Source organism: Diaphorobacter ruginosibacter (assembly GCF_014395975.1).
Classification (GTDB): Bacteria; Pseudomonadota; Gammaproteobacteria; order Burkholderiales; family Burkholderiaceae_C; genus Diaphorobacter_A; species Diaphorobacter_A ruginosibacter.
Window position 1 is genome coordinate 104,050 of the sequence record NZ_CP060714.1, and the last position, 18,631, is coordinate 122,680.

The following is an 18,631-nucleotide window of genomic DNA, read 5'->3' on the forward strand; positions in this document are numbered from 1 at the left end:
CCTTGGAATGCTCGGGGAATGCCCGACGCGGGCGCGTGCAGTGGCCTGCGCGCGCCTTGTGCGATGGGTGCGATGGGTCCGATGGGTCCGATGGGTGCGGTGGGATATGGATGGACGCCGGATGAAGAAGGGAAGGACGAGGGCGAGCGCCCGGCGCGGCCAGGCCGGCATCCAACCGGCCGCCCCATGCACCGCTGCGCATGGGGAAGGCGGGAATGGGGTTACTTCGCGCCGCGCAGTTCGGCCAGCACTTCGAGCGCGCGATCGGTGCGCACGTCATGCTCTGCGGCCAGGCGCTTGGCGACCTGTTCGACTTCCTCGCCCACGGCACCCGCGACCAGTGCGATGTTGCGTGCGTGCAGAGCCATGTGGCCGCGCTGGATGCCCTCGGTGGCCAGGGCGCGCAGCGCGCCCAGGTTCTGGGCCAGGCCGACGGCCGCGGCGATCTCGCCGAGTTCCTGCGCGGACTTCACATCCATGATCTTGAGTGCCAGGCGGGCCAGCGGGTGCGTCTTGGTGGCGCCGCCGACCAGGCCCACGGGCATGGGCAGCTCGATCGTGCCGACCAGTGCGCCGCTGTTGTCCTTCTCCCAGGTGGTGAGCGAGGTGTAGTGGCCGCTGCGGCTGGCATAGGCATGCGCGCCGGCTTCCACCGCGCGCCAGTCGTTGCCGGTGGCAACGATGACCGGGTCGATGCCGTTCATGATGCCCTTGTTGTGCGTTGCCGCGCGGTAGGGGTCGATGGCTGCGAAGGTGTAGGCGTCCAGGATGCCTTCGATGATCTCGGCGCCGCTGCGCTCCTTGGTGGTCATCGTCTCCGGTGTCAGGCGCACGCGGGCACGGGCCAGGCGCAGGTCGGCCAGGTTGGACAGGATGCGCAGGCGCACCGAGCCGCCGGTGAGCTTCTCGACCAGGGGCGAGACCGATTCGGCCATGGTGTTGACGGTGTTCGCGCCCATGGCGTCGCGCACGTCCACGATCAGGTGCATCACCACCATCGGGCCGCGTGGCGAACTTGGGAACACATGGACCTCGATGTCCTTGCAGCCACCACCCAGGCCGATCAGCACCTTGTCGCGGCTGTTGGCAAGCGCAAGGATTTCATCGCGGGCCTTGAACAGCGCGATGCGCGCGCCATACGGGTCGTTCACGCCGACGATCTGCACCTGCGCGCGCATCAGCGGCTGGGTGCTCGAGGTCTGGAAGCCGCCATCCTCGCGTGCCAGCTTGGCCATGTACGACGCGGCGGCAATGATGGAAGGCTCTTCCACGGCCAGCGGCACGAGCACGTCACGGCCGTTGATCTGGAAGTTGCCCGCCACGCCGATCGGCAGCTCGAAGGTGCCGATCACGTTCTCGATCATGCCGTCGGCCAGCGAGTGCGGCAGCGCGCCGGGGTTGGCGATCAGGGCACGCTCCTCGGCGCTCAGGTTGCAGGCGTTGGCGATATGGTCCCAGCGCTGGGCGGGATTGAGTGCGCGGAAATTGGGAAGGCGGGAGTCGATGGCCATGTTCAAGGGTCCGGAAAAAGAATGCGCCCCATCGGCGCAGATTCAAACAGTTGGACAAACTGTATTCAAACTGTACCCTTGATTAAAGGTACAGTTTGGGCAAACAGTCTCGCTGCAGTGCAACAATCCGGGCCTGCCGTGGTCCGGTGCGCCCCCCGAAAACCACCATGCACGCAGAAGACAGACAAGAAAGAGAAGAGGCAGACCGCATGAACGAGACAAGACGCTCCGCGCCGATCGCGGAAAAGCTGGCAGACCTGATCGGCCAGCAGATCGCTGATGGCGTGTACCAGCCGGGCGACAAGCTGCCCTCGCTGCGCGAGCTGGCCCAGTTGCACCGCTATGCCAAGAACACCGTGGTGTCGGCCTTCGACCTGCTGGTCTCGCGCGGGCTGATCGAGCCGCGCCGCGGCTCCGGCTTCTACGTCTCGCAGCAGTTGCGCAAGGCGAGAGTGGCCGACGAGGACAGCGGGCAGCTCGTGCGCGCGATGGACACCGTCTGGCTGGCGCGCGAGCAGCTCATCACGCAGCCCGAAGTGGCCGCCGTGGGTGACGGTTTCCCGCCGATCGGATGGCTGGCCGACATGCGCATGGACCGTTACTACCAGAAGGTGGTGCGCACGGGGCTCGGATCGTTGTTCCGCTATGGCAACCGCTTCGGTTATGCGCCGCTGCGCGACAGCCTGGTGCGCAAGCTGGGCGTGCTGGGGCTCGGCGTCACGCCGAACCAGCTGGTGCTCACGCATGGCGCAAACGATGCGCTTGACCTGGTGATCCGCTACTTCGTGCCGCCGGGCGCGACCGTGCTGGTCGACGAGCCGGGCTATTACCTGCTGTTCGGCAAGCTCAAGCTCGCGGGCGCGCGCGTGATCGGCGTGCCGCGCCTGGCCGACGGGCCCGACCTGGCGGCGCTGGAGGGCATCCTCGCGGCAGAGCGCCCGCGCCTCTTCTTCACGCAGTCGGTGGCGCACAACCCCACGGGCTCGGACATCAGCGCCGCCAAGGCGTATCGCCTGCTGCAACTGGCAGAGAAGCACAACCTCGCGATCGTGGAAGACGATCCGTTCGCCGATTTCAAGCCGACGTCGGCGGTGCGGCTGTCCACGCTCGACCAGCTCGAGCGCACGATCTACATCGGCAGCTTCTCCAAGTCGTTCTCGGCGGCGCTGCGCGTGGGCTACATCGCATGCAGCGCGGCGCTCGCCAACGACCTGGCCGACCTGAAGGCGCTGATCCACGTGAGCGGGTCGGAGTACTGCGAGCGCATGGTCGACGTGATGCTGCGCGAAGGCCGCTACGAGCGCCATCTGGTGAAGCTGCGCCAGAAGCTCGGAGCCGCCACCGAACAGGCGCAGCAATGGCTGGACGAGCAAGGCTGCACGGTGTTCGCGCGCAATGCACAGACCCTGTACCTGTGGGTGAAATTTCCCGGCATGGACGACTCGCTACGGCTGGCCGAGGCCCTGCTGCCACAGGGAGTGAAGATGGCGCCGGGGCGCGTCTTTCATCTGGATTCGTCGGCGCGGTCGGAATGGTCGCGCTGCAACGTGGCGGCGATGCTGGATCCGCGGTTTCAGACGGCGGTGGCGGGGTTGCTGCGTAATAGGGGCGGGCGGGATTCCTAGAGGGCTTTCAAAAAACGCATGAACGAGTTGCTCGTGAATCGGGATGCATCACAAAAAGAACGAAGTCAACCGTCAGCGAAGCCTGGGGAAGCCCAGGGCAGGCATGAATGTTAAGTGCAACTGCAACGCATTCGGCAACTACTGCGCAGTCTCTGCATGCCTGCGCACAATAGCCTCGCGCACATTCTGCACGTGCGCCATGGCCGCCTTGTCGGCCGCCGGGGCGTTGCCCGAGAGGATGGCGTCGCACATGGCCTGGTAGTCGCGCATGCGGACCTTCTGCAGCGTGGACGGGCGATGCTGTGCATAGACGATGGGCATCTGGATGGCGGGGAAGAGCCGCCGCAGTTCCTGGCTGCCGCTGGCATCGAGCAGCGCGCGGTAGAGGCTGCGACGGCCGCGTGCGAAGGCCTCGGTGTCCTGTGCCGCATCGGCGGCACCGAGTTCGCGCAGGGCCTGCTCGATGGCTGTGCGCGGGCGTCCCTCCTGGACGCCGTGTGCCGCGCTGCGTGCCAGCAGGCCGGTCATGCGCTCGGCGACGTCGAGTACTTCGAGGGTCTGCTGCAGGGTGAGCGAGCGGATGGCGGCCCCCCGGTTGCGTGAGAGCTCGACCACGCCTTCGGCGGCGAGGCGCTGCAGTGCCTCGCGCACGGAATTGCGGCTCACGCCGTACTGTTCGGCCAGGTCGACCTCCACCAGCCGCTGCCCGGGGACGAAGGCCTGCGCTTCCAGCCCGCTCATGATGCCGTAGAAGACGCTGCCGGAGGCGCTGCGTACACCTTCCGCACCGTGCTGTGCCGCTTCGTCGTCGTGTTGCTCGGTCATCATGGTGCGTGTCATAGGGCCAATGCGGATGAAAGTAACGGGTATCTTACTGAGAGGCGACAAACGGAGGAAAGCTCCGCCGGCCCTGTCTATGCTGTCGCCAACAGGATAGCTGTATGTCTTCTCGCCGTGCTTCAATATTGTTCAACAATTTTGGGCGCCGCGCTGGAGTTGTGTGGAGTGATATGTATGGCCTTGCAGGCCGGGCGCCCGTGTCAGCAGGAGAACTTCATGGATTTTTCGCTTTCCCCGCAACTGCGCGAACTGCAGGAGAGAACGCGGCGCTTCATCGCCGAGCAGGTGATTCCGCTGGAGCGCGATCCGCGGCAGTCGGCGCACGGGCCGAGTGAGGAGCTGCGCCGCGAACTGGTCGGCCGCGCCCGTGAAGCGGGCCTGCTCACGCCGCATGCCTCGAAGGCGTTGGGCGGCATCGGCCTCACGCACATCGAGAAGGCCGTGGTGTTCGAGGAGGCTGGCTACTCCTGGCTCGGCCCCACGGCGATGAACATCCATGCGCCGGACGAGGGCAACATCCACCTGATGGAAGAGGTGGCCACCGAAGCGCAGAAGGAGCGCTGGCTGCGTCCGCAGGTCGAGGGACGGACCCGCTCGTGCTTCGCCATGACCGAGCCGTCGCCCGGCGCCGGCGCGGACCCTTCGATGCTGGCCACCACGGCCGTGAAGGACGGCGACGACTACCTCATCAACGGCGTGAAGTGGTTCATTACCGGGGCCGAAGGCGCGGACTACGTGATCATCATGGCGCGCATGGAAGACGGTTCGGCCACCATGTTCCTGTCCGACATGGACCGTCCCGAGATCGTGCTCGAGCGCAGCATGGACGCCATGGACTCCTGCTTCACCGGGGGCCACGGCGTGCTGCGCTTCAACAACCTGCGCGTGCCCGCGAGCGACGTGCTGGGCGAGGTCGGCAAGGGCTTCCGCTATGCACAGGTGCGGCTTGCGCCCGCGCGCCTCACGCACTGCATGCGCTGGCTTGGCCAGGCGCGCCGCGCGCATGAGACCGCGCTCGAATACACCCGCAGGCGCCAGGCGTTCGGCAAGCCGCTGGCGGAGCACGAAGGCGTGGGCTTCATGCTGGCCGACAACGACATGGATCTGCATACCGCGCGCCTGAACATCTGGCATACCGCGTGGCTGCTCGACCAGGGCGAGAAGGGCAACTACGAGTCGAGCCGTGCCAAGGTGATCTGCTCCGAGGCCGAATGGCGCGTGGTGGATCGCAGCGTGCAGATGCTGGGCGGGCAGGGCGTGACCGGCGAGACGCCGGTGATGCGCATCTTCAACGACATGCGTGCCTTCCGCATCTATGACGGCCCGAGCGAAGTGCACCGCTGGAGCATGGCGAGGAAGCTCGTGCATCTGGCTGAAACGGCCGCAGCGGCGGCGGAGGGTCCGGCATGAGCAGCGACGTGATGAACAAATTCAGCCTTGAGGGCAAGCTGGTCCTCGTGACCGGCGCATCGAGCGGCCTCGGCACCCATTTCGCGAGGATGCTCGCGGCCCAGGGCGCGAAGGTGGCTGTGGCGGCCCGGCGCGCGGACAAGCTGCAGTCCGTGGTGGATGAGATCGTGCGGGGCGGCGGGCAGGCGCGTGCCTTCTCGCTCGATGTGAGCCACGCGCAGAGCGTGCGCGACTGCTTTGATGCGATGGGCGCGTGGGGCGTGCCCGACGTGGTCATCAACAACGCGGGCGTGACCGTCACGCGCGCGCTGCTCGAGCAGACCGAGGACGACTTCGACCAGGTGATGGACACCAACCTCAAGGGCAACTGGCTGGTCGCCACCGAAGGCGCGCGCCGCATGGTGGCCGCGAAGAAGGGGGGAGCCATCGTGAACGTGGCCTCGATCCTCGGCGAACGCGTGGGCGGCGGCGTGGCTCCGTACGCCATCTCCAAGGCCGGAGTGATCCAGGCCACCAAGGCGATGGCGCTCGAGCTCGCGCGTTACGGTATCCGCGTGAATGCCTTGCTGCCGGGCTATGTGATCACCGACCTGAACCGGGACTTCCTGACCAGCGAACTCGGTGAAAAGCTGCGCATGCGCATTCCCAGCCGCCGCTTCAGCGAGCTTTCCGACCTGGACGGGCCGCTGCTGCTGCTGGCCTCCGATGCGGGCGCGGCGATGTCGGGCGCCACGGTGGCCGTGGACGGCGCACACCTGGTGAGCGGGCTATGAGCGCGGCAGCACTCAGTCTCCCCGTGGACGCGCTGGGAGCCTACCTGCGCGGCAAGGGCCTCGCGGATGCCGACGCATTGAGCGTGAGCGTGCTCGCGGGCGGCCAGTCCAATCCCACGTTCCGCATCGATGCGGGCAAGAACCGCCAGTACGTGCTGCGCAAGAAGCCGCCGGGAACACTGGTCGCCTCGGCCCACGCGATCGACCGTGAGTTCCGGGTGATGAAGGCGCTTGCCGGCTCCGGGGTGCCGGTGCCGCGCATGCTCGACTATTGCGAGGACGACAGTCTCATCGGCACGCCGTTCTACGTGATGGAGTTCCTGCAGGGCCGCGTGTTCATGGACCAGGGCCTGCCGGGCATGGACCAGGCCGAGCGCCTGGCGATCTACCGCGAGATGAATCGCGTGATCGCCACGCTGCATGCGGTCGACTACAAGGCGGCGGGGCTCCAGGACTACGGCAGGGAAGGCAACTATGTCGCCCGGCAGATCGCACGCTGGACACGCCAGTGCAGGGAATCCACGCTGCCCGTGAACGACGCCATGCACAAGCTCATGGACTGGTTGCCCGGGCATCTGCCGGAAGGCGACGAGACCACGCTGGTGCATGGCGACTACCGGCTCGACAATCTGATCTTCCATCCCACCGAGGCGCGCGTGATCGGCGTGCTGGACTGGGAGCTCTCGACGCTCGGCCACCCGCTGGCCGACCTGTCGTACCAATGCATGGGCTGGCGCATTCCGCATGACCTCTGGCGCGGCATCGGAGGGCTCGATCTCGCGGACCTGGGCATCCCGTCCGAGGAGCAGTACGTGAAGTGGTACGGCGAGGCGACAGGGCGCGACGCGGCGGGGCACTGGGATTTCTACATCGCCTACAACCTGTTCCGCATGGCGGCGATCCTGCACGGCATTGCGCAGCGCGCGGCCGAAGGCAATGCGTCCGCGGACGATGCTGTGGAAACGGGCCGCAAGGCCGGTCCGCTGGCCGACCTTGGATGGGAGGCTGCGCAGCGCTACATGGCCTCGCGCTGAGCCAGCGCCATGGCCTCGATCAGCGACGGCAGCAGCGTGCCGCCGTGGTCGAGGCCGGGCAGTTCCTCGAAATCCACCTGGAGGTGGGAGAGTTCCGGCCTGGACAGGCGGGCCGCGAGCGCCTGTGCATGCTCGTTCATGCGGCGCTCGGCCATGCGCGCGGCGCGGGCCGGATCCGCGTTGGCCGTCCCCGCGCGTTCGAGGGCGCCGACACGCAACTGGAGATGCACGTCGGCCGATGCCGTGGGCGCGCCGCGAGCCGCCCACGCCTCAAGCGCCTGCAGCTCGCGCGTACCGTTCCACCACAGCGAAGGGCTGGCGGCGGCATAGCGCGTGAAGAGTCCGTTGCGTGATGTGAGCGCATGCAGCGCCAGCAGCCCGCCCAGCGAATGGCCGAACAGGGTCTGGCGTCTTGGATCGAGGCTCCATGCGCTTCGCAGTGCCGGCTGCAACTGGTGTTCGATGAAATCCAGGAAAGAGTCGGCACCGCCCGTGTCATCGCCGGCCGCGGGCGGCGGCGTGTAGTCGCGCTTGCGCGCGGCGGAGTCCATGGCGCCATCGGTCGGATAGCCGATGCCCACCACCAGCAGCGGGTCCTTGCGCAGGGCCGCCGGGCGAAGGCCGGCATTGCGGGCCAGTTGCGCGGCGACCGTGAAGCTGGCGTTGCCGTCGAGCACATACAGAGCTGGATAGCCGCCGGCCGGCGCCGGCGAATCCGGCACCTGCACGAAGATGCGCCGGACATGGCCGCTGACGGCGTCGCGCATGTCCAGCTGGTGGCTCCGCGGCAGTCGCACGGCGGGCGCCTGCCGCAGGTCGATGGAGGAGGGCGCGCCCGTGCCAGGTGCGGCGCAGGCGGTCAGCAGCCATGCCGCCGGCCCGAGAGCCACCAGGCCGCGGCGGGAGAGCGTGCCGGAAGTGGGTCGATCTGTCTGAGAATGAGAATTCATCTCATCCATTATCGACAGATCTTCGATCGCGGCCCCGTTTTTACAGCTTGAAGTCGTATCCCACGGTGATGGGGGCGTGGTCCGAGAACTTCTGGCTCTTGTAGATTTCCTCGGTTTTCGCGAGCGCGGCCAGGGCGGGCGTTGCGAGGTGATAGTCCAGGCGCCACCCGACGTTGTTGGCATAGGCCTGGCCGCGGTTGCTCCACCATGTATAACAATTGTCAGTTGCCGTGGGCTGAAGCTGACGATACACGTCCACCAGACCCCCGGTCGGGTCAGTTGTGTGCAACAACTTTGTCATCCATTCGCGTTCCTCGGGCAGGAAACCGCTGTTCTTCTGGTTGCTGCGCCAGTTTTTCAGGTCGATCTGCTGGTGGGCGATGTTGACGTCTCCACAGAGGATGAAATCGCGCTCTGCCTTCAATTTCATCAACTGCATGTGGAATTCCGCAAGAAAGCGGAATTTCGCCTGCTGCCTCAGATCGCCCGAGGAGCCGCTGGGAAAGTAGGCGCTGATGATCGACAGCTTGCGGCCTGGCGTGTCGAAGCGTGTCTCGACATAGCGACCCTCGGCGTCGAATTCGCCCGAGCCATAGCCGATCACCACGTCGCTGGGCTCATGGCGGGTGTACACGCCCACGCCCGAATAGCCCTTCTTCTGCGCAAAATGGAAGTGGCCCTTGAGCTCGCCAATGGATTCGAATTTATCGGCAATATCGGCCGCCTGCGCCTTGATTTCCTGTACGCAAATACAATCCGGGCGACTCTGATCCAGCCATTCCAGCACGCCTTTGGAGGCTGCCGAGCGGATGCCGTTGAGGTTGAGGCTGGTTAATTTGAACAAGGATGAATTCATGATGGACAAGAACGAGAAGACGGCAGATACGGACCAGTTGGCGCTGGATTTCGTGCAATTTGCAGTGGAATCCGGCGTTTTGCGCTTCGGGGAATTCAAAACCAAGGCCGGGCGGATGAGCCCCTATTTCTTCAATGCGGGGCTGTTCGATGACGGTGCCAAGATGGGCCGCCTCGCCGAATTCTATGCAAAAGCGATTCTTGCGAGTGGCATGGAGTTCGATATGGTCTTTGGCCCCGCCTACAAGGGCATTCCGCTGGCGGCCACCGTCGCCGTGGAACTGGCGCGCCACGGCCGCAACCTGCCGTTCGCCTACAACCGCAAGGAGGCCAAGGACCATGGCGAGGGCGGCACGCTGGTGGGTGCTCCGCTCAAGGGCCGGGTGCTGATCATCGATGACGTGATGTCGGCCGGAACGGCGGCGCGCGAGTCGATCGCGCTCATCCAGGCCGCAGGCGCCACGCCCTACGGCATCGCCATCGCGCTGGATCGCCAGGAGAAGGCAACCGAGAACGGCCGCGACGTGGACCACAGCGCGGTGCAGTACGTGCGTCGCGAGCTCGGCATGCAGGTCTGCACGATCGCAAAGTTGGCAGACTTATTGCAGTATCTCGCGGCAAGTGGTGGCGGCGAAGACATGAAGGCCCACCACGAACGGGTTCTGGCCTACCGGGTGCGCTACGGGGTCGGCGACTGAGACACTACCCAAATCCATGAAGGGGACGGCTTGAAAGCGGTGGCAGGGCATTTTCTTCCAGGACTTTTCTTCGTCGGCATGGCGATGGCCGCGCAATGCGCCGTTGCCCAAAGCGTCTACACCTGCGTCGACAAGAATGGCCGCCGCCTGACGGCAGACCGCCCCATCCCCGAGTGCATCGACCGCGAGCAGCGCGTGCTGGACCGTACCGGCACCGAGCGGCGCCGCATGGGGCCGACGCTTTCCGAGAACGAACGCGTGGAGGTCGAGGCACAGCGCCGTGCCGACGCCGAGCAGAAGGCGCGGGTCCAGGAACAGAAGCGCCGCGAGCGCGCGCTCATCACCCGCTACCCCGACGAGGCAACGCACCAGGCCGAGCGTGTGGCCGCGATGGAGCCGTTCAACGACCTGATCGTGCTCGCCAACAAGCGCATCGAGCAGCTGCGGGCCGACCGCGTCAGCATCAACACCGAGCTCGAGTTCTATCAGAACGATCCGAAAAAGGCCCCCACGAAGCTGCAGCGCCGCATCGCGGACAACGAAGAGGAACTGGCGGATCAGCAGCGCTACATTGCCGCGCAGCAGGAGGAGAAGCGACGCGTCTCGCAACGCTTCGACGCCGAATTGGTACAGCTCAAGCTGCTATGGGCCGTCGATCACCCGGGTCCGTCGGGCGCGAAGAACTGACGCGCAGGTCGTCCGGTATTCAGGCCGTCTGGATGACCGTTGCCTGCGCGGGATGGGCGATGGCCGCCCCTCCGGCCCCGTGGGAACGTGAGAGCAGCGCGGCAATGGCGTCCGCAGAAACGGCCTTGCTGAACAGGTGACCCTGCCCGATGCTGAAGCCGACGGCTTCGAGCGCGCGGCACTGCGGCTCGGTTTCGATGCCTTCGGCCACCAGTTCGAGCGACAGGGCCGAGCCGATCTGCCCGATGGCGTTGACCACGGCCGTGACGGCCGGGTCCTGGCCGAAATTGCCCACGAAATTCGCATCGATCTTCAGGCAGTCCACCGGGAAGTTGCGCAGGCGGGTGAGCGAGGAGTGGCCGGTGCCGAAGTCATCGAGCGCCACCCGGATGCCCTCCTGCCGCAGCAGGTTGAGTGCGCGTGCGACATATTCGGCGCCGCGCTCGTCCAGGGTCTGCTCTGTCACCTCGAGTTCGATGTGCGCCGGATCGACCCCCGCCTTCTCGAGTTGCCTGAGCAGCCTCTCGGCATAGTTGTCGCGCATGAATTCGACCGGAGCCGCATTGATCGAGACAGGCACCACGGCAAGGCCTGACGCCAGCCACCCTGCGATGTCGGAGAAGACGCGGGCGCGTAGCGCCTCTGCCATGCGGGTGGACAGATCGAAATCACGAAATGCGGCCTGCACCATGGCAGGCGTCTGCAGGCCCGCGTGCCCGGGGTTCTGCGAGCGCAGCAGCGCCTCGAGCCCCACCAGCCTGCGATCGGCCAGCCGTATCTTGGGCTGGTAGTAGGGCTGTACCCAGCCCTCGCGCACGATGCGCCGGGCCTGCTCGAGCTGGGCGGCGGTCTCTTCGAGCGGGCGCAACATGCTGGCGCTGTAGAAACGCGCACCGCCGCGGCCGCTGGCCTTCATGTCATTGAGGGCCACGTCCGCATGGCTCGCAAGCTGGCCGGGATCGGACGCATCGCGCGGATAGATCGCGCAGCCCGCGCTCATGCTGCCGTTGATGCGCTTGCCTGCGTGGTGGATGGGAGGGTCGAGCTGCGCCATCACCTTGTTGACCGTGCGCTGCAGCGTCTCGTCATCCTTGATGTCCTGCACCAGCACGGCGAATTCGTCACCGCCCAGCCGGGCCACGAAGGCTGACGCGGGCAGGCTGCCCTGGATGCGCCTGGCGACGACCTGCAGCAGATGGTCGCCGGCGGCGTGTCCCAGCGTGTCGTTGAGGTATTTGAAATGATCGAGATCGATCATCATCAGCAAGGCGCTCTGCTTCCTGGTGCCCGCCTGCTGCAACAGGGATCGCAGCTGGTCGTGGAATGCGCGGCGATTGGGAAGCTCGGTGAGCTCGTCGATTCCGTTGGCCTTGCGCAGGCGCTCCTCGGTCTCGCGTTGCAGCGTGATGTCGCGCGAGACACAGAGAATGTTCACGGTATTGCCGCCGTCGTCCAGCACCGGCGTGAGGTTGTTGTCCCAGTATTGCGGGGTCTTGCCCGGTACGGCGCTCTTGCCGAGAAAACGTGCGTTGCTGCCGCGCAGTGCCTGCCGGAAGGCGCGCTGGCCCGCAGCGTGGACTTCGGGGGGCAGCAGCTCCAGCCATTTCATGCCGAAGCCGGATTCCGGGGAGACACCCAGCGCGCGGCAGCCCGAGAGGTTCATGTGGGCGAGCGTGCCGTCGGTGTTCAGGAGCTTGATGCAATCCACGCTCGCATCGAGCATCTTCGCCTGCATGTCCAGTGCCGCGTGCATCCGCTGCAGGGTCTCGCCGCCACCGTCGATGTCATCGTGAGCGTACCCGCCCAGGCTCGACCCGGTGGGGCGCGTGCAGTCGGTGACGTTGCTCGGTGGTGTAGGCTGGCCCATGCAATTCTTTCGTGACAGGAAACAGGCGCGACCAAGTGCGAGCCTGCTCTGTACATGCCTCTGAAATGAAGCCTTGTCGCGAGAATTTAAATTCTACTATTAATAGATTAATTCAATTGCTTTTTGTGATTTCAAAATGCAAACGATAAGAAACGTATCTATTCGCAAATTGCGCAAATACTCGCAATTTGAGGGTGATCCCAATGTAGGTGAGCGCTGTTGCAATGCGAAGCGGTTAACCGGCCGGGCGCGACCATGTGTTGATGTGGCGCAGGCAGGGAAGCTCTGAGCCAATCCGAGTGACGCGTGCATGAAGGTCCCTCAGCCTGTCAGGAAGGCCCTGCGGACGGGAGCCGAGAGATCCGTGAGATCAGCGCAGGGAGGGCGTAAAAGAAAAAGCCATCTCCCGTGCAGGAGATGGCTGGCAGGCGGCGCAGAGGTCGCCAATGGTTATTTGGCGGCGGCCGAAGTGCTTTCCGCGCCGTAGGTCTTGGTCAGGTAGTCCACCATGGCCGGGATATCGGCCTCGGGGAACGGTGCGCCGAACGGATGCTTCATCTTCTTGACCGTGGCCTCCCAGTAGCTGCGCGGCGATGTTTTCGGCTGGTATTGCGCATACTGCGCCGAGTGGCACATCAGGCAGTTCTGCAGCGTGAGCGTGTAGCCCGGCAGGCTGCTTTCCTTGTAGATTGCGGTTTCCGCGGGCAGGTCGATCTCGAGTGCGCCGGCGTGCTGTGCCGCTCCGCACAGCGCAACCACGGCGGCTGCGGTGCGGGCGATGGACATCAGGGAGGAGTGGGGTGTCATGTTCGTCATGGTGTCCTGCTTCCTCATGCTGCCGTCACACGGACGGTTTCGACGACGTTGCGCATGTAGCCCGCGGGATTCCAGAGTGCCTCGAGCGGCTGGCCCTGGCCCGCGCGGTTCACGGCACGGACCTTGAGTTCATACTCGCCCTTCTTCGGCGGCTTGAACGACGCCTTCCATTCGCGGAAGGAATACCGGCTCAGTTCCTCGCCCAGTTTCGCCACCGTCCAGGTCTTGCCGCCGTCGATGGAAACGGAGACTTCCGCAATGCCCTGGCCGCCGTCGAAGGCGATGCCGCGCAGCACGATTTCCTTGCCGGCCTTGACCTTGGCCCCGTCCTGCAGGCTGGTGATGAACGAGCGTGTGTTGAAACGGTTGATCGGCACCGTCTTCGTCGGCCCCTTGCCGGCCGGCGTGCAGGCGCATCCATTGGCTGGAATGCGATAGGCGGATGCCATCCAGAAACCGTCGAACACCTTGTCGAGCACCTGGATGTCATTCACGTGCTTGACCCAGTAGGTGCCGTAGTAGCCGGGCACGATGAGGCGCAACGGATAGCCGTTGAGCATCGGCAGGTCCTTGTCGTTCATGGCCCAGGCCAGCATCACCTCGCCATCCAGTGCGTGGTCGATGTCGAGCGCCTTGACGAAGTCGGGGCCGCCATCGACCGGCGGCTTGTCCATGCCGTTGAAGCTCACCTGCACCGCGCCCTTCTTCACGCCGGCCTTCTCCAGCACGCGCTTGAGCGGGACACCCGTCCACTTGGCATTGCCCATGGCGCCGTTGCCGAGCTGGCCGCCATTGGCGCGCGGCTCGAAGAAGCCCCGGCTGTTGCCCGAGCACTGGTGCGCTGCGACCAGGCTGACGGGCTCGCCCAGGGCCTTGAGTTCGTCAAGCGACAGTTCGAGCGCCGTATCGACCAGGCCCGAGATCTTCACGCGGAACTCCTCGGGCTTGATGTCGGTGGGAATGCCGCTCCAGTGGTAGCGCACGAAGAACGCGTCATTGGGCGTGAGCAGCCCGTCGTTGAACACCTCGAACGGTGTCTCGAGTTGCGGGGGACGGCTGGTTTGCAGAATCAGCGGTCGTTTCTGCGGGAAGGTCACCAGTTCGCGCTCGCCATTGGCGAAGGGTAGCGTCATGGTCTTCGGGGCGGGGGCGTCGGCCGCGAGCGCCCGCAGCGGCGAGCCGAGCAGTCCGGCGCTGGCGCCTGCGGCGCCCAGGGCCTTGAGCGCACGCCGTCGGTCGTGCCGGCTGCCGCCGCGCGCATCGGATGGGGTCGTGGTATTCATCGCGTATCTCCTGAGGTGATAGGTTTTGTTTTCGAAGTCTGCGAATTTGTGGGGCCGCCGGAGCTGCCACGGGCAAGATAGCACGAGCCATTGATGGAGGCAGGGTGCGGAAAAATCAAATTTCAGGTAACGCAAACTGATCCAATCGATTGATTTCATTAGCGTTTTCCTTTTTTTGAATAGCGCATGCCATGCTGATTTCACCGCGGGCATCGGCATGCCGTGCAGGCGGGCTTCAGGCGGAGGGGGAGGGCAGGATGAGGATGGCCAGGCTCTGGCCGAAGTCCCTCGCGTGCAGCCGCTCAGAGCCTGTGCGATCTCAGCGCGAGGAGATCCGCGTCACGTTGTCAGATCGATGGGCCGACGTGCTGTGCAAGCAGGGTCTTCAGGCGGGGAATCACGGCGCCATGCGGATCCGCGCTTTTGGGCACGATGTAGTACAGGTGGGGCTGCAGGAACATCAGCAGGTAGTGCTCGTCGTCCACCCAGCGGGTGATGAGCGCCCATTGCAGGCGGCTCTCGCCCGACGGTGCCGAGACCGTGACCCCTTCCGCGTCGCCGCCAGGCTCGGAGGCCTCGAGGAGGCGCAGGGTCTGCGGCTGCTGGATCGCCGGGTATTTGCGGAAGTTGCGGCGTGCCAGGGGTTCGGTGAGTACCTTGTGAATCCACCAGGGCATGCTCGCATAGGCCAGCCCCACCACCGTGAAGGTCCAGTTGGGACGTTGACCCGCAAACAGCGCAATCGCGGCAATCACCAGTCCCAGCAGCGTGATGCCGTACAGCACATAGCGCTGCCACGAGCGGGCTCGCCTGCGGTACAGGCGCTGGGCCGCGATGTAGTCTTCCTCGGTGATGCGATAGGTGATTTCGGCCATGGGCGCATTGTGGGGCATGGACATGAGCCCCTTCTCCCGCCAGAGGGAGAAGGGGCCCGGCCATCATGCCAGCCTGGCCTTGAGCAGCTCGTTGACCTGCCCCGGGTTCGCCTTGCCCTTGGAGGCCTTCATGACCTGGCCGACCAGCGCGTTGAACGCCTTGTCCTTGCCGGCCCTGTACTGCTCGACGTTGGCGGGGTTGGCGGCGATCACCTCGTCGATGATCTTCTCGAGCGCGCCCGTGTCGTTCATCTGCTTGAGGCCCTTGGCCTCGATCACCGCGTCGACGTCCGAGCCCTCGCCGGTCCACAGCACCTCGAACACCTGCTTCGCGGCGTTGTTGCTGATGGTGCCGTCCTGGATGCGCTGGATCAGCGCGCCCAGTTGCTCGGCGGACACCTTCACCTGCTCGATCGCGATTTCCTCGTGGTTGAGGCGGCGCGAGATCTCGCCCATCACCCAGTTGGAGGCCAGCTTGGGCTGTCCGCACACCTTGGCTGCGACCTCGAAGTAGTCGGCCATGCCCTGGCTTTGCGTGAGCGTGGTGGCGTCGTATTCGGGCAGGCCGTACTGGCCGACGAAGCGGTCCGCGCGCTGGCGGGGCAGCTCGGGCATGTCCGCCTTCACCTTCTCCACCCAGTCGGCGGCCACATGCAGCGGCGGCAGGTCGGGATCGGGGAAGTAGCGGTAGTCGGCCGAGTCTTCCTTGGTGCGCATGGCGCGGGTCTCGCCCGTGTCGGGGTTGAAGAGCACGGTGGCCTGCTGGATCGTGCGGCCGTCCTCGATTTCCTCGATCTGCCAGCGGATCTCGTAGTCGATGGCGATCTGCATGTTCCGGAACGAGTTCAGGTTCTTGATCTCGCGGCGCGTGCCCAGCGGCTGGCCGGGCTTGCGCACCGACACGTTGGCGTCGCAGCGGAACGAGCCCTCCTGCATGTTGCCGTCGCAGATGCCGATCCAGGTGACGATCTTGTGCAGCTCCTTGGCGTAGGCCACGGCCTCCTCGGTGCTGCGGATGTCGGGCTCGGTCACGATCTCGAGCAGTGGCGTGCCCGCGCGGTTCAGGTCGATGCCCGACTGGCCGATGAATTCATCGTGCACGGACTTGCCCGCGTCCTCCTCCAGATGGGCGCGCACCAGGCGCACGGTCTTCTTCTCGTCGCCGACGAAGAAGCTCACCGTGCCGCCCTGCACCACCGGAATCTCGAACTGGCTGATCTGGTAGCCCTTGGGCAGGTCGGGGTAGAAGTAGTTCTTGCGCGCGAAGATGCTCACGGGCGCGATGTGCGAGCCCAGCGCCAGGCCCAGCTTGATCGCGCATTCCACGGCCTTGCGGTTCATCACCGGCAGCGTGCCGGGCAGCGCCAGGTCCACGGGGCAGGCCTGCGTGTTGGGCTCGGCGCCGAAGGCGGTGCTGGCGCGGCTGAAGATCTTGGACTGGGTGGCAAGCTGCGTGTGCGTCTCGAAGCCGATCACCACTTCATAGCCGTTGATGAGCTTGATGGTCTGTTCTGTCATGTTCTTGTTCTCCTGCTGGTTCACTGGCTCAAACCAGCGGGCTGGCGCAGGTGGAAGTCGGTGGCCTGCTGCAGCCGGTGGGCTGCATTGAGCAGGCGCGCTTCGCCGAAGTAGTTGCCGATGAGCTGCAGGCCCACGGGCATGCCGCCCTCGCCGAAGCCGGCGGGCACGCTCATGCCGGGCAGGCCGGCGAGCGAGGCGGGCAGGGTGTAGATGTCGGCCAGGTAGTTGGCGAGCGGGTCGCTCTTGCCGCCCAGCGCCCAGGCGACCGTGGGGGCAGCGGGCCCGGCGATCACGTCGCATTCCTTGAACGCGGCCTGGAAGTCGTCGGCGATCATGCGGCGGATCTTCTGCGCCTGCAGGTAGTAGGCATCGTAATAGCCATGGCTCAGCACATAGGTGCCGATGATGATGCGGCGCTTGACCTCGTCGCCGAAGCCCTCGGCGCGGGTCTTCTTGTACATGTCCAGCAGGTCGGTGTAGTCCTTGGCGCGGTGGCCGAACTTCACGCCGTCGAAGCGCGAGAGATTGGACGAGGCTTCGGCCGGCGCGATGATGTAGTACACCGGGATCGACAGCTCGGTGCGCGGCAGGCTGATGGGCACGAGCCTGGCGCCAAGCTTCTCGTACTCCTTGAGCGCTCCGTCGATGGCTGCGCGCACGTCGGCGGCGAGGCCGTCGCCGAAGAATTCCTTGGGAATGCCGATGCGCAGGCCTTCGAGCGAGTCATTCAGGCGCAGCGTGAAGTCTTCGGCGGGCGTGTCGAGGCTCGTGGAGTCGCGGTCCGCATCGGGACCGCACATGGCCGAGAGCATCAGCGCGCAGTCTTCGGCCGAGCGGGCCATGGGGCCGGCCTGGTCGAGGCTCGATGCGAATGCGATCATGCCGTAGCGGCTGGCGCGGCCATAGGTGGGCTTGATGCCGGTGACGCCGCAGAACGACGCGGGCTGGCGGATCGAGCCGCCGGTGTCGGTGCCGGTGGCGCCGGGCGCCAGGCGCGCCGCGATCGCAGCCGCCGAGCCGCCCGAGGAGCCGCCCGGAACGCGGGCCTTGTCCCAGGGGTTCAGCACCTTGCCGATGGCGGAGTTCTCGTTGGCCGAGCCCATGGCGAACTCGTCCATGTTGAGCTTGCCCAGGGTGACGCAGCCGGCGTCGGCCAGCCGGCTCACCATGGTCGCGTCGAACGGCGACTGGTAGCCCGCGAGCATCTTCGACGCGGCGGTGGTCGGGAAGTCCTTGGTGACGAACAGGTCCTTGTGGGCGATGGGCACGCCGGCAAGCGGCGCGCTGCTGCCGGCGGCAATGGCGGCGTCGGCGGCGCGGGCCTGGGCGAGCGTCACGTCCTCGTTGATGTGGACATAGGCGCCGAGGTCATCGTGGGCCTTGGCGCGGGCGAGAAAATGCTGTGCGGCCTCGACGGAGGAAACCTCGCGGGCCTTGAGCCTGGCCGCCAATTGGGCGAGGCTCAGGTCGTGCAGATCGCTGGAAGCGGGAGTGCTCATGCTGTGTGCTCTTTTCTTGTTGTTCTCTGGACTTACTCGATGACCTTGGGGACGAGGAAATAGCCCTTTTCCACCGCGGGTGCGCTCTTCTGGTTGGCCTCGCGGTTGTCGGGCTCGCTCACCACGTCCTCGCGCAGGCGCAGCGCGATCTCCTGGATGGCGGCCACGGGATGCGACAGCGGCGTCACGCTCGAGGTGTCCACGGCGCGCATCTGCTCGACCACCTCGAAGAACTGATTGAGTCCAGTGAGCATGCGCTCACTCTCGTTTTGGTTAAGTTCCAGCCGTGCCAGATTGGCAATGCGGGCAATGTCGTCTTGTGTCAGTGCCATAGAAATCTCTGGGAGGAAGTCGACCCGGGCATCGATACGCCGGAGAGCCCAGGCA

The 18,631-nt window shown here is 65.6% G+C and carries 17 protein-coding genes; 6 read left to right on the plus strand and 11 right to left on the minus strand.

The genetic code is table 11. The features are described from left to right. Positions 1-221 precede the first annotated feature (221 nt). Positions 222-1,511 (minus strand): hydroxymethylglutaryl-CoA reductase, degradative, encoded by a 1,290-nt coding sequence (locus H9K76_RS00510; RefSeq protein ID WP_187597677.1) that lies wholly within the window; start codon positions 1,509-1,511, stop codon positions 222-224. 209 nt (positions 1,512-1,720) lie between these two features. Between H9K76_RS00510 and H9K76_RS00515 the strand changes: the two genes are divergently transcribed. Then, positions 1,721-3,136, plus strand: a complete 1,416-nt coding sequence (locus H9K76_RS00515; RefSeq protein ID WP_187597678.1) for an aminotransferase-like domain-containing protein — start codon at positions 1,721-1,723, stop codon at positions 3,134-3,136. Positions 3,137-3,274: 138 nt separating this feature from the next. Here the strand turns inward: H9K76_RS00515 and H9K76_RS00520 are convergent, their stop codons facing one another. After that, a complete protein-coding gene (locus tag H9K76_RS00520) occupies positions 3,275-3,964 on the minus strand; it encodes a GntR family transcriptional regulator (protein WP_187597679.1) in 690 nt (229 codons plus the stop codon). 228 nt (positions 3,965-4,192) lie between these two features. Between H9K76_RS00520 and H9K76_RS00525 the strand changes: the two genes are divergently transcribed. The 3 genes from H9K76_RS00525 to H9K76_RS00535 are packed head-to-tail and all read left to right on the plus strand — an operon-like array spanning position 4,193 to position 7,193. Then, positions 4,193-5,386 (plus strand): acyl-CoA dehydrogenase family protein, encoded by a 1,194-nt coding sequence (locus H9K76_RS00525; RefSeq protein ID WP_187597680.1) that lies wholly within the window; start codon positions 4,193-4,195, stop codon positions 5,384-5,386. After that, on the plus strand, positions 5,383-6,159 hold the full coding sequence (locus H9K76_RS00530; RefSeq protein WP_187597681.1) for an SDR family NAD(P)-dependent oxidoreductase: 777 nt from the start codon (positions 5,383-5,385) through the stop codon (positions 6,157-6,159). Before H9K76_RS00525 ends, H9K76_RS00530 begins: the two co-directional genes overlap by 4 nt. Beyond that, a complete protein-coding gene (locus tag H9K76_RS00535) occupies positions 6,156-7,193 on the plus strand; it encodes a phosphotransferase (RefSeq protein WP_187597682.1) in 1,038 nt (345 codons plus the stop codon). Before H9K76_RS00530 ends, H9K76_RS00535 begins: the two co-directional genes overlap by 4 nt. Here the strand turns inward: H9K76_RS00535 and H9K76_RS00540 are convergent. Next, on the minus strand, positions 7,175-8,143 hold the full coding sequence (locus tag H9K76_RS00540) for an alpha/beta hydrolase (RefSeq protein ID WP_187597683.1): 969 nt from the start codon (positions 8,141-8,143) through the stop codon (positions 7,175-7,177). The genes H9K76_RS00535 and H9K76_RS00540 overlap by 19 nt on opposite strands. 40 nt (positions 8,144-8,183) lie before the next feature. Next, positions 8,184-8,987 carry an exodeoxyribonuclease III gene (locus H9K76_RS00545; RefSeq protein ID WP_187597684.1) on the minus strand — a complete coding sequence of 268 codons (804 nt, stop codon included), beginning with the start codon at positions 8,985-8,987 and terminating at the stop codon, positions 8,184-8,186. A 10-nt stretch (positions 8,988-8,997) separates the two neighbouring features. On the opposite strand from H9K76_RS00545, the gene pyrE reads away from it, so the two are divergent. After that, positions 8,998-9,696: an orotate phosphoribosyltransferase gene (gene pyrE, locus H9K76_RS00550; RefSeq protein ID WP_187597685.1), complete on the plus strand. Its 699-nt coding sequence runs from the start codon at positions 8,998-9,000 to the stop codon at positions 9,694-9,696. Positions 9,697-9,774: 78 nt separating this feature from the next. Next, the gene (locus tag H9K76_RS00555) at positions 9,775-10,383 is read left to right on the plus strand and encodes a DUF4124 domain-containing protein (protein ID WP_187600385.1); all 609 of its coding nucleotides are present in this window, start codon (positions 9,775-9,777) and stop codon (positions 10,381-10,383) included. Positions 10,384-10,402: 19 nt separating this feature from the next. Here H9K76_RS00555 and H9K76_RS00560 read toward each other — a convergent pair whose 3' ends face one another. The 7 genes from H9K76_RS00560 to gatC form a co-directional block, all read right to left on the minus strand. Next, entirely contained in the window at positions 10,403-12,250 is a 1,848-nt protein-coding gene (locus H9K76_RS00560) for a sensor domain-containing protein (RefSeq protein WP_187597686.1), read from the minus strand. Positions 12,251-12,700: 450 nt separating this feature from the next. Then, a complete protein-coding gene (gene sorB, locus H9K76_RS00565; RefSeq protein ID WP_187600386.1) occupies positions 12,701-13,036 on the minus strand; it encodes a SorB family sulfite dehydrogenase c-type cytochrome subunit in 336 nt (111 codons plus the stop codon). A 44-nt stretch (positions 13,037-13,080) separates the two neighbouring features. Continuing rightward, positions 13,081-14,349 carry a SorA family sulfite dehydrogenase catalytic subunit gene (gene sorA, locus H9K76_RS00570; protein WP_187597687.1) on the minus strand — a complete coding sequence of 423 codons (1,269 nt, stop codon included), beginning with the start codon at positions 14,347-14,349 and terminating at the stop codon, positions 13,081-13,083. Positions 14,350-14,696: 347 nt separating this feature from the next. Further along, complete coding sequence (locus H9K76_RS00575; protein WP_187597688.1) at positions 14,697-15,248, minus strand: YcxB family protein; 552 nt, start codon at positions 15,246-15,248, stop codon at positions 14,697-14,699. A gap of 39 nt (positions 15,249-15,287) precedes the next feature. Beyond that, positions 15,288-16,742: an Asp-tRNA(Asn)/Glu-tRNA(Gln) amidotransferase subunit GatB gene (gene gatB, locus H9K76_RS00580; RefSeq protein WP_187597689.1), complete on the minus strand. Its 1,455-nt coding sequence runs from the start codon at positions 16,740-16,742 to the stop codon at positions 15,288-15,290. Positions 16,743-16,762: 20 nt separating this feature from the next. Then, entirely contained in the window at positions 16,763-18,244 is a 1,482-nt protein-coding gene (gene gatA, locus H9K76_RS00585) for an Asp-tRNA(Asn)/Glu-tRNA(Gln) amidotransferase subunit GatA (RefSeq protein WP_187597690.1), read from the minus strand. Between the two features lie 32 nt (positions 18,245-18,276). Continuing rightward, complete coding sequence (gene gatC / locus H9K76_RS00590) at positions 18,277-18,576, minus strand: Asp-tRNA(Asn)/Glu-tRNA(Gln) amidotransferase subunit GatC (protein WP_187597691.1); 300 nt, start codon at positions 18,574-18,576, stop codon at positions 18,277-18,279. Between the last annotated feature and the right edge of the window lie 55 nt (positions 18,577-18,631).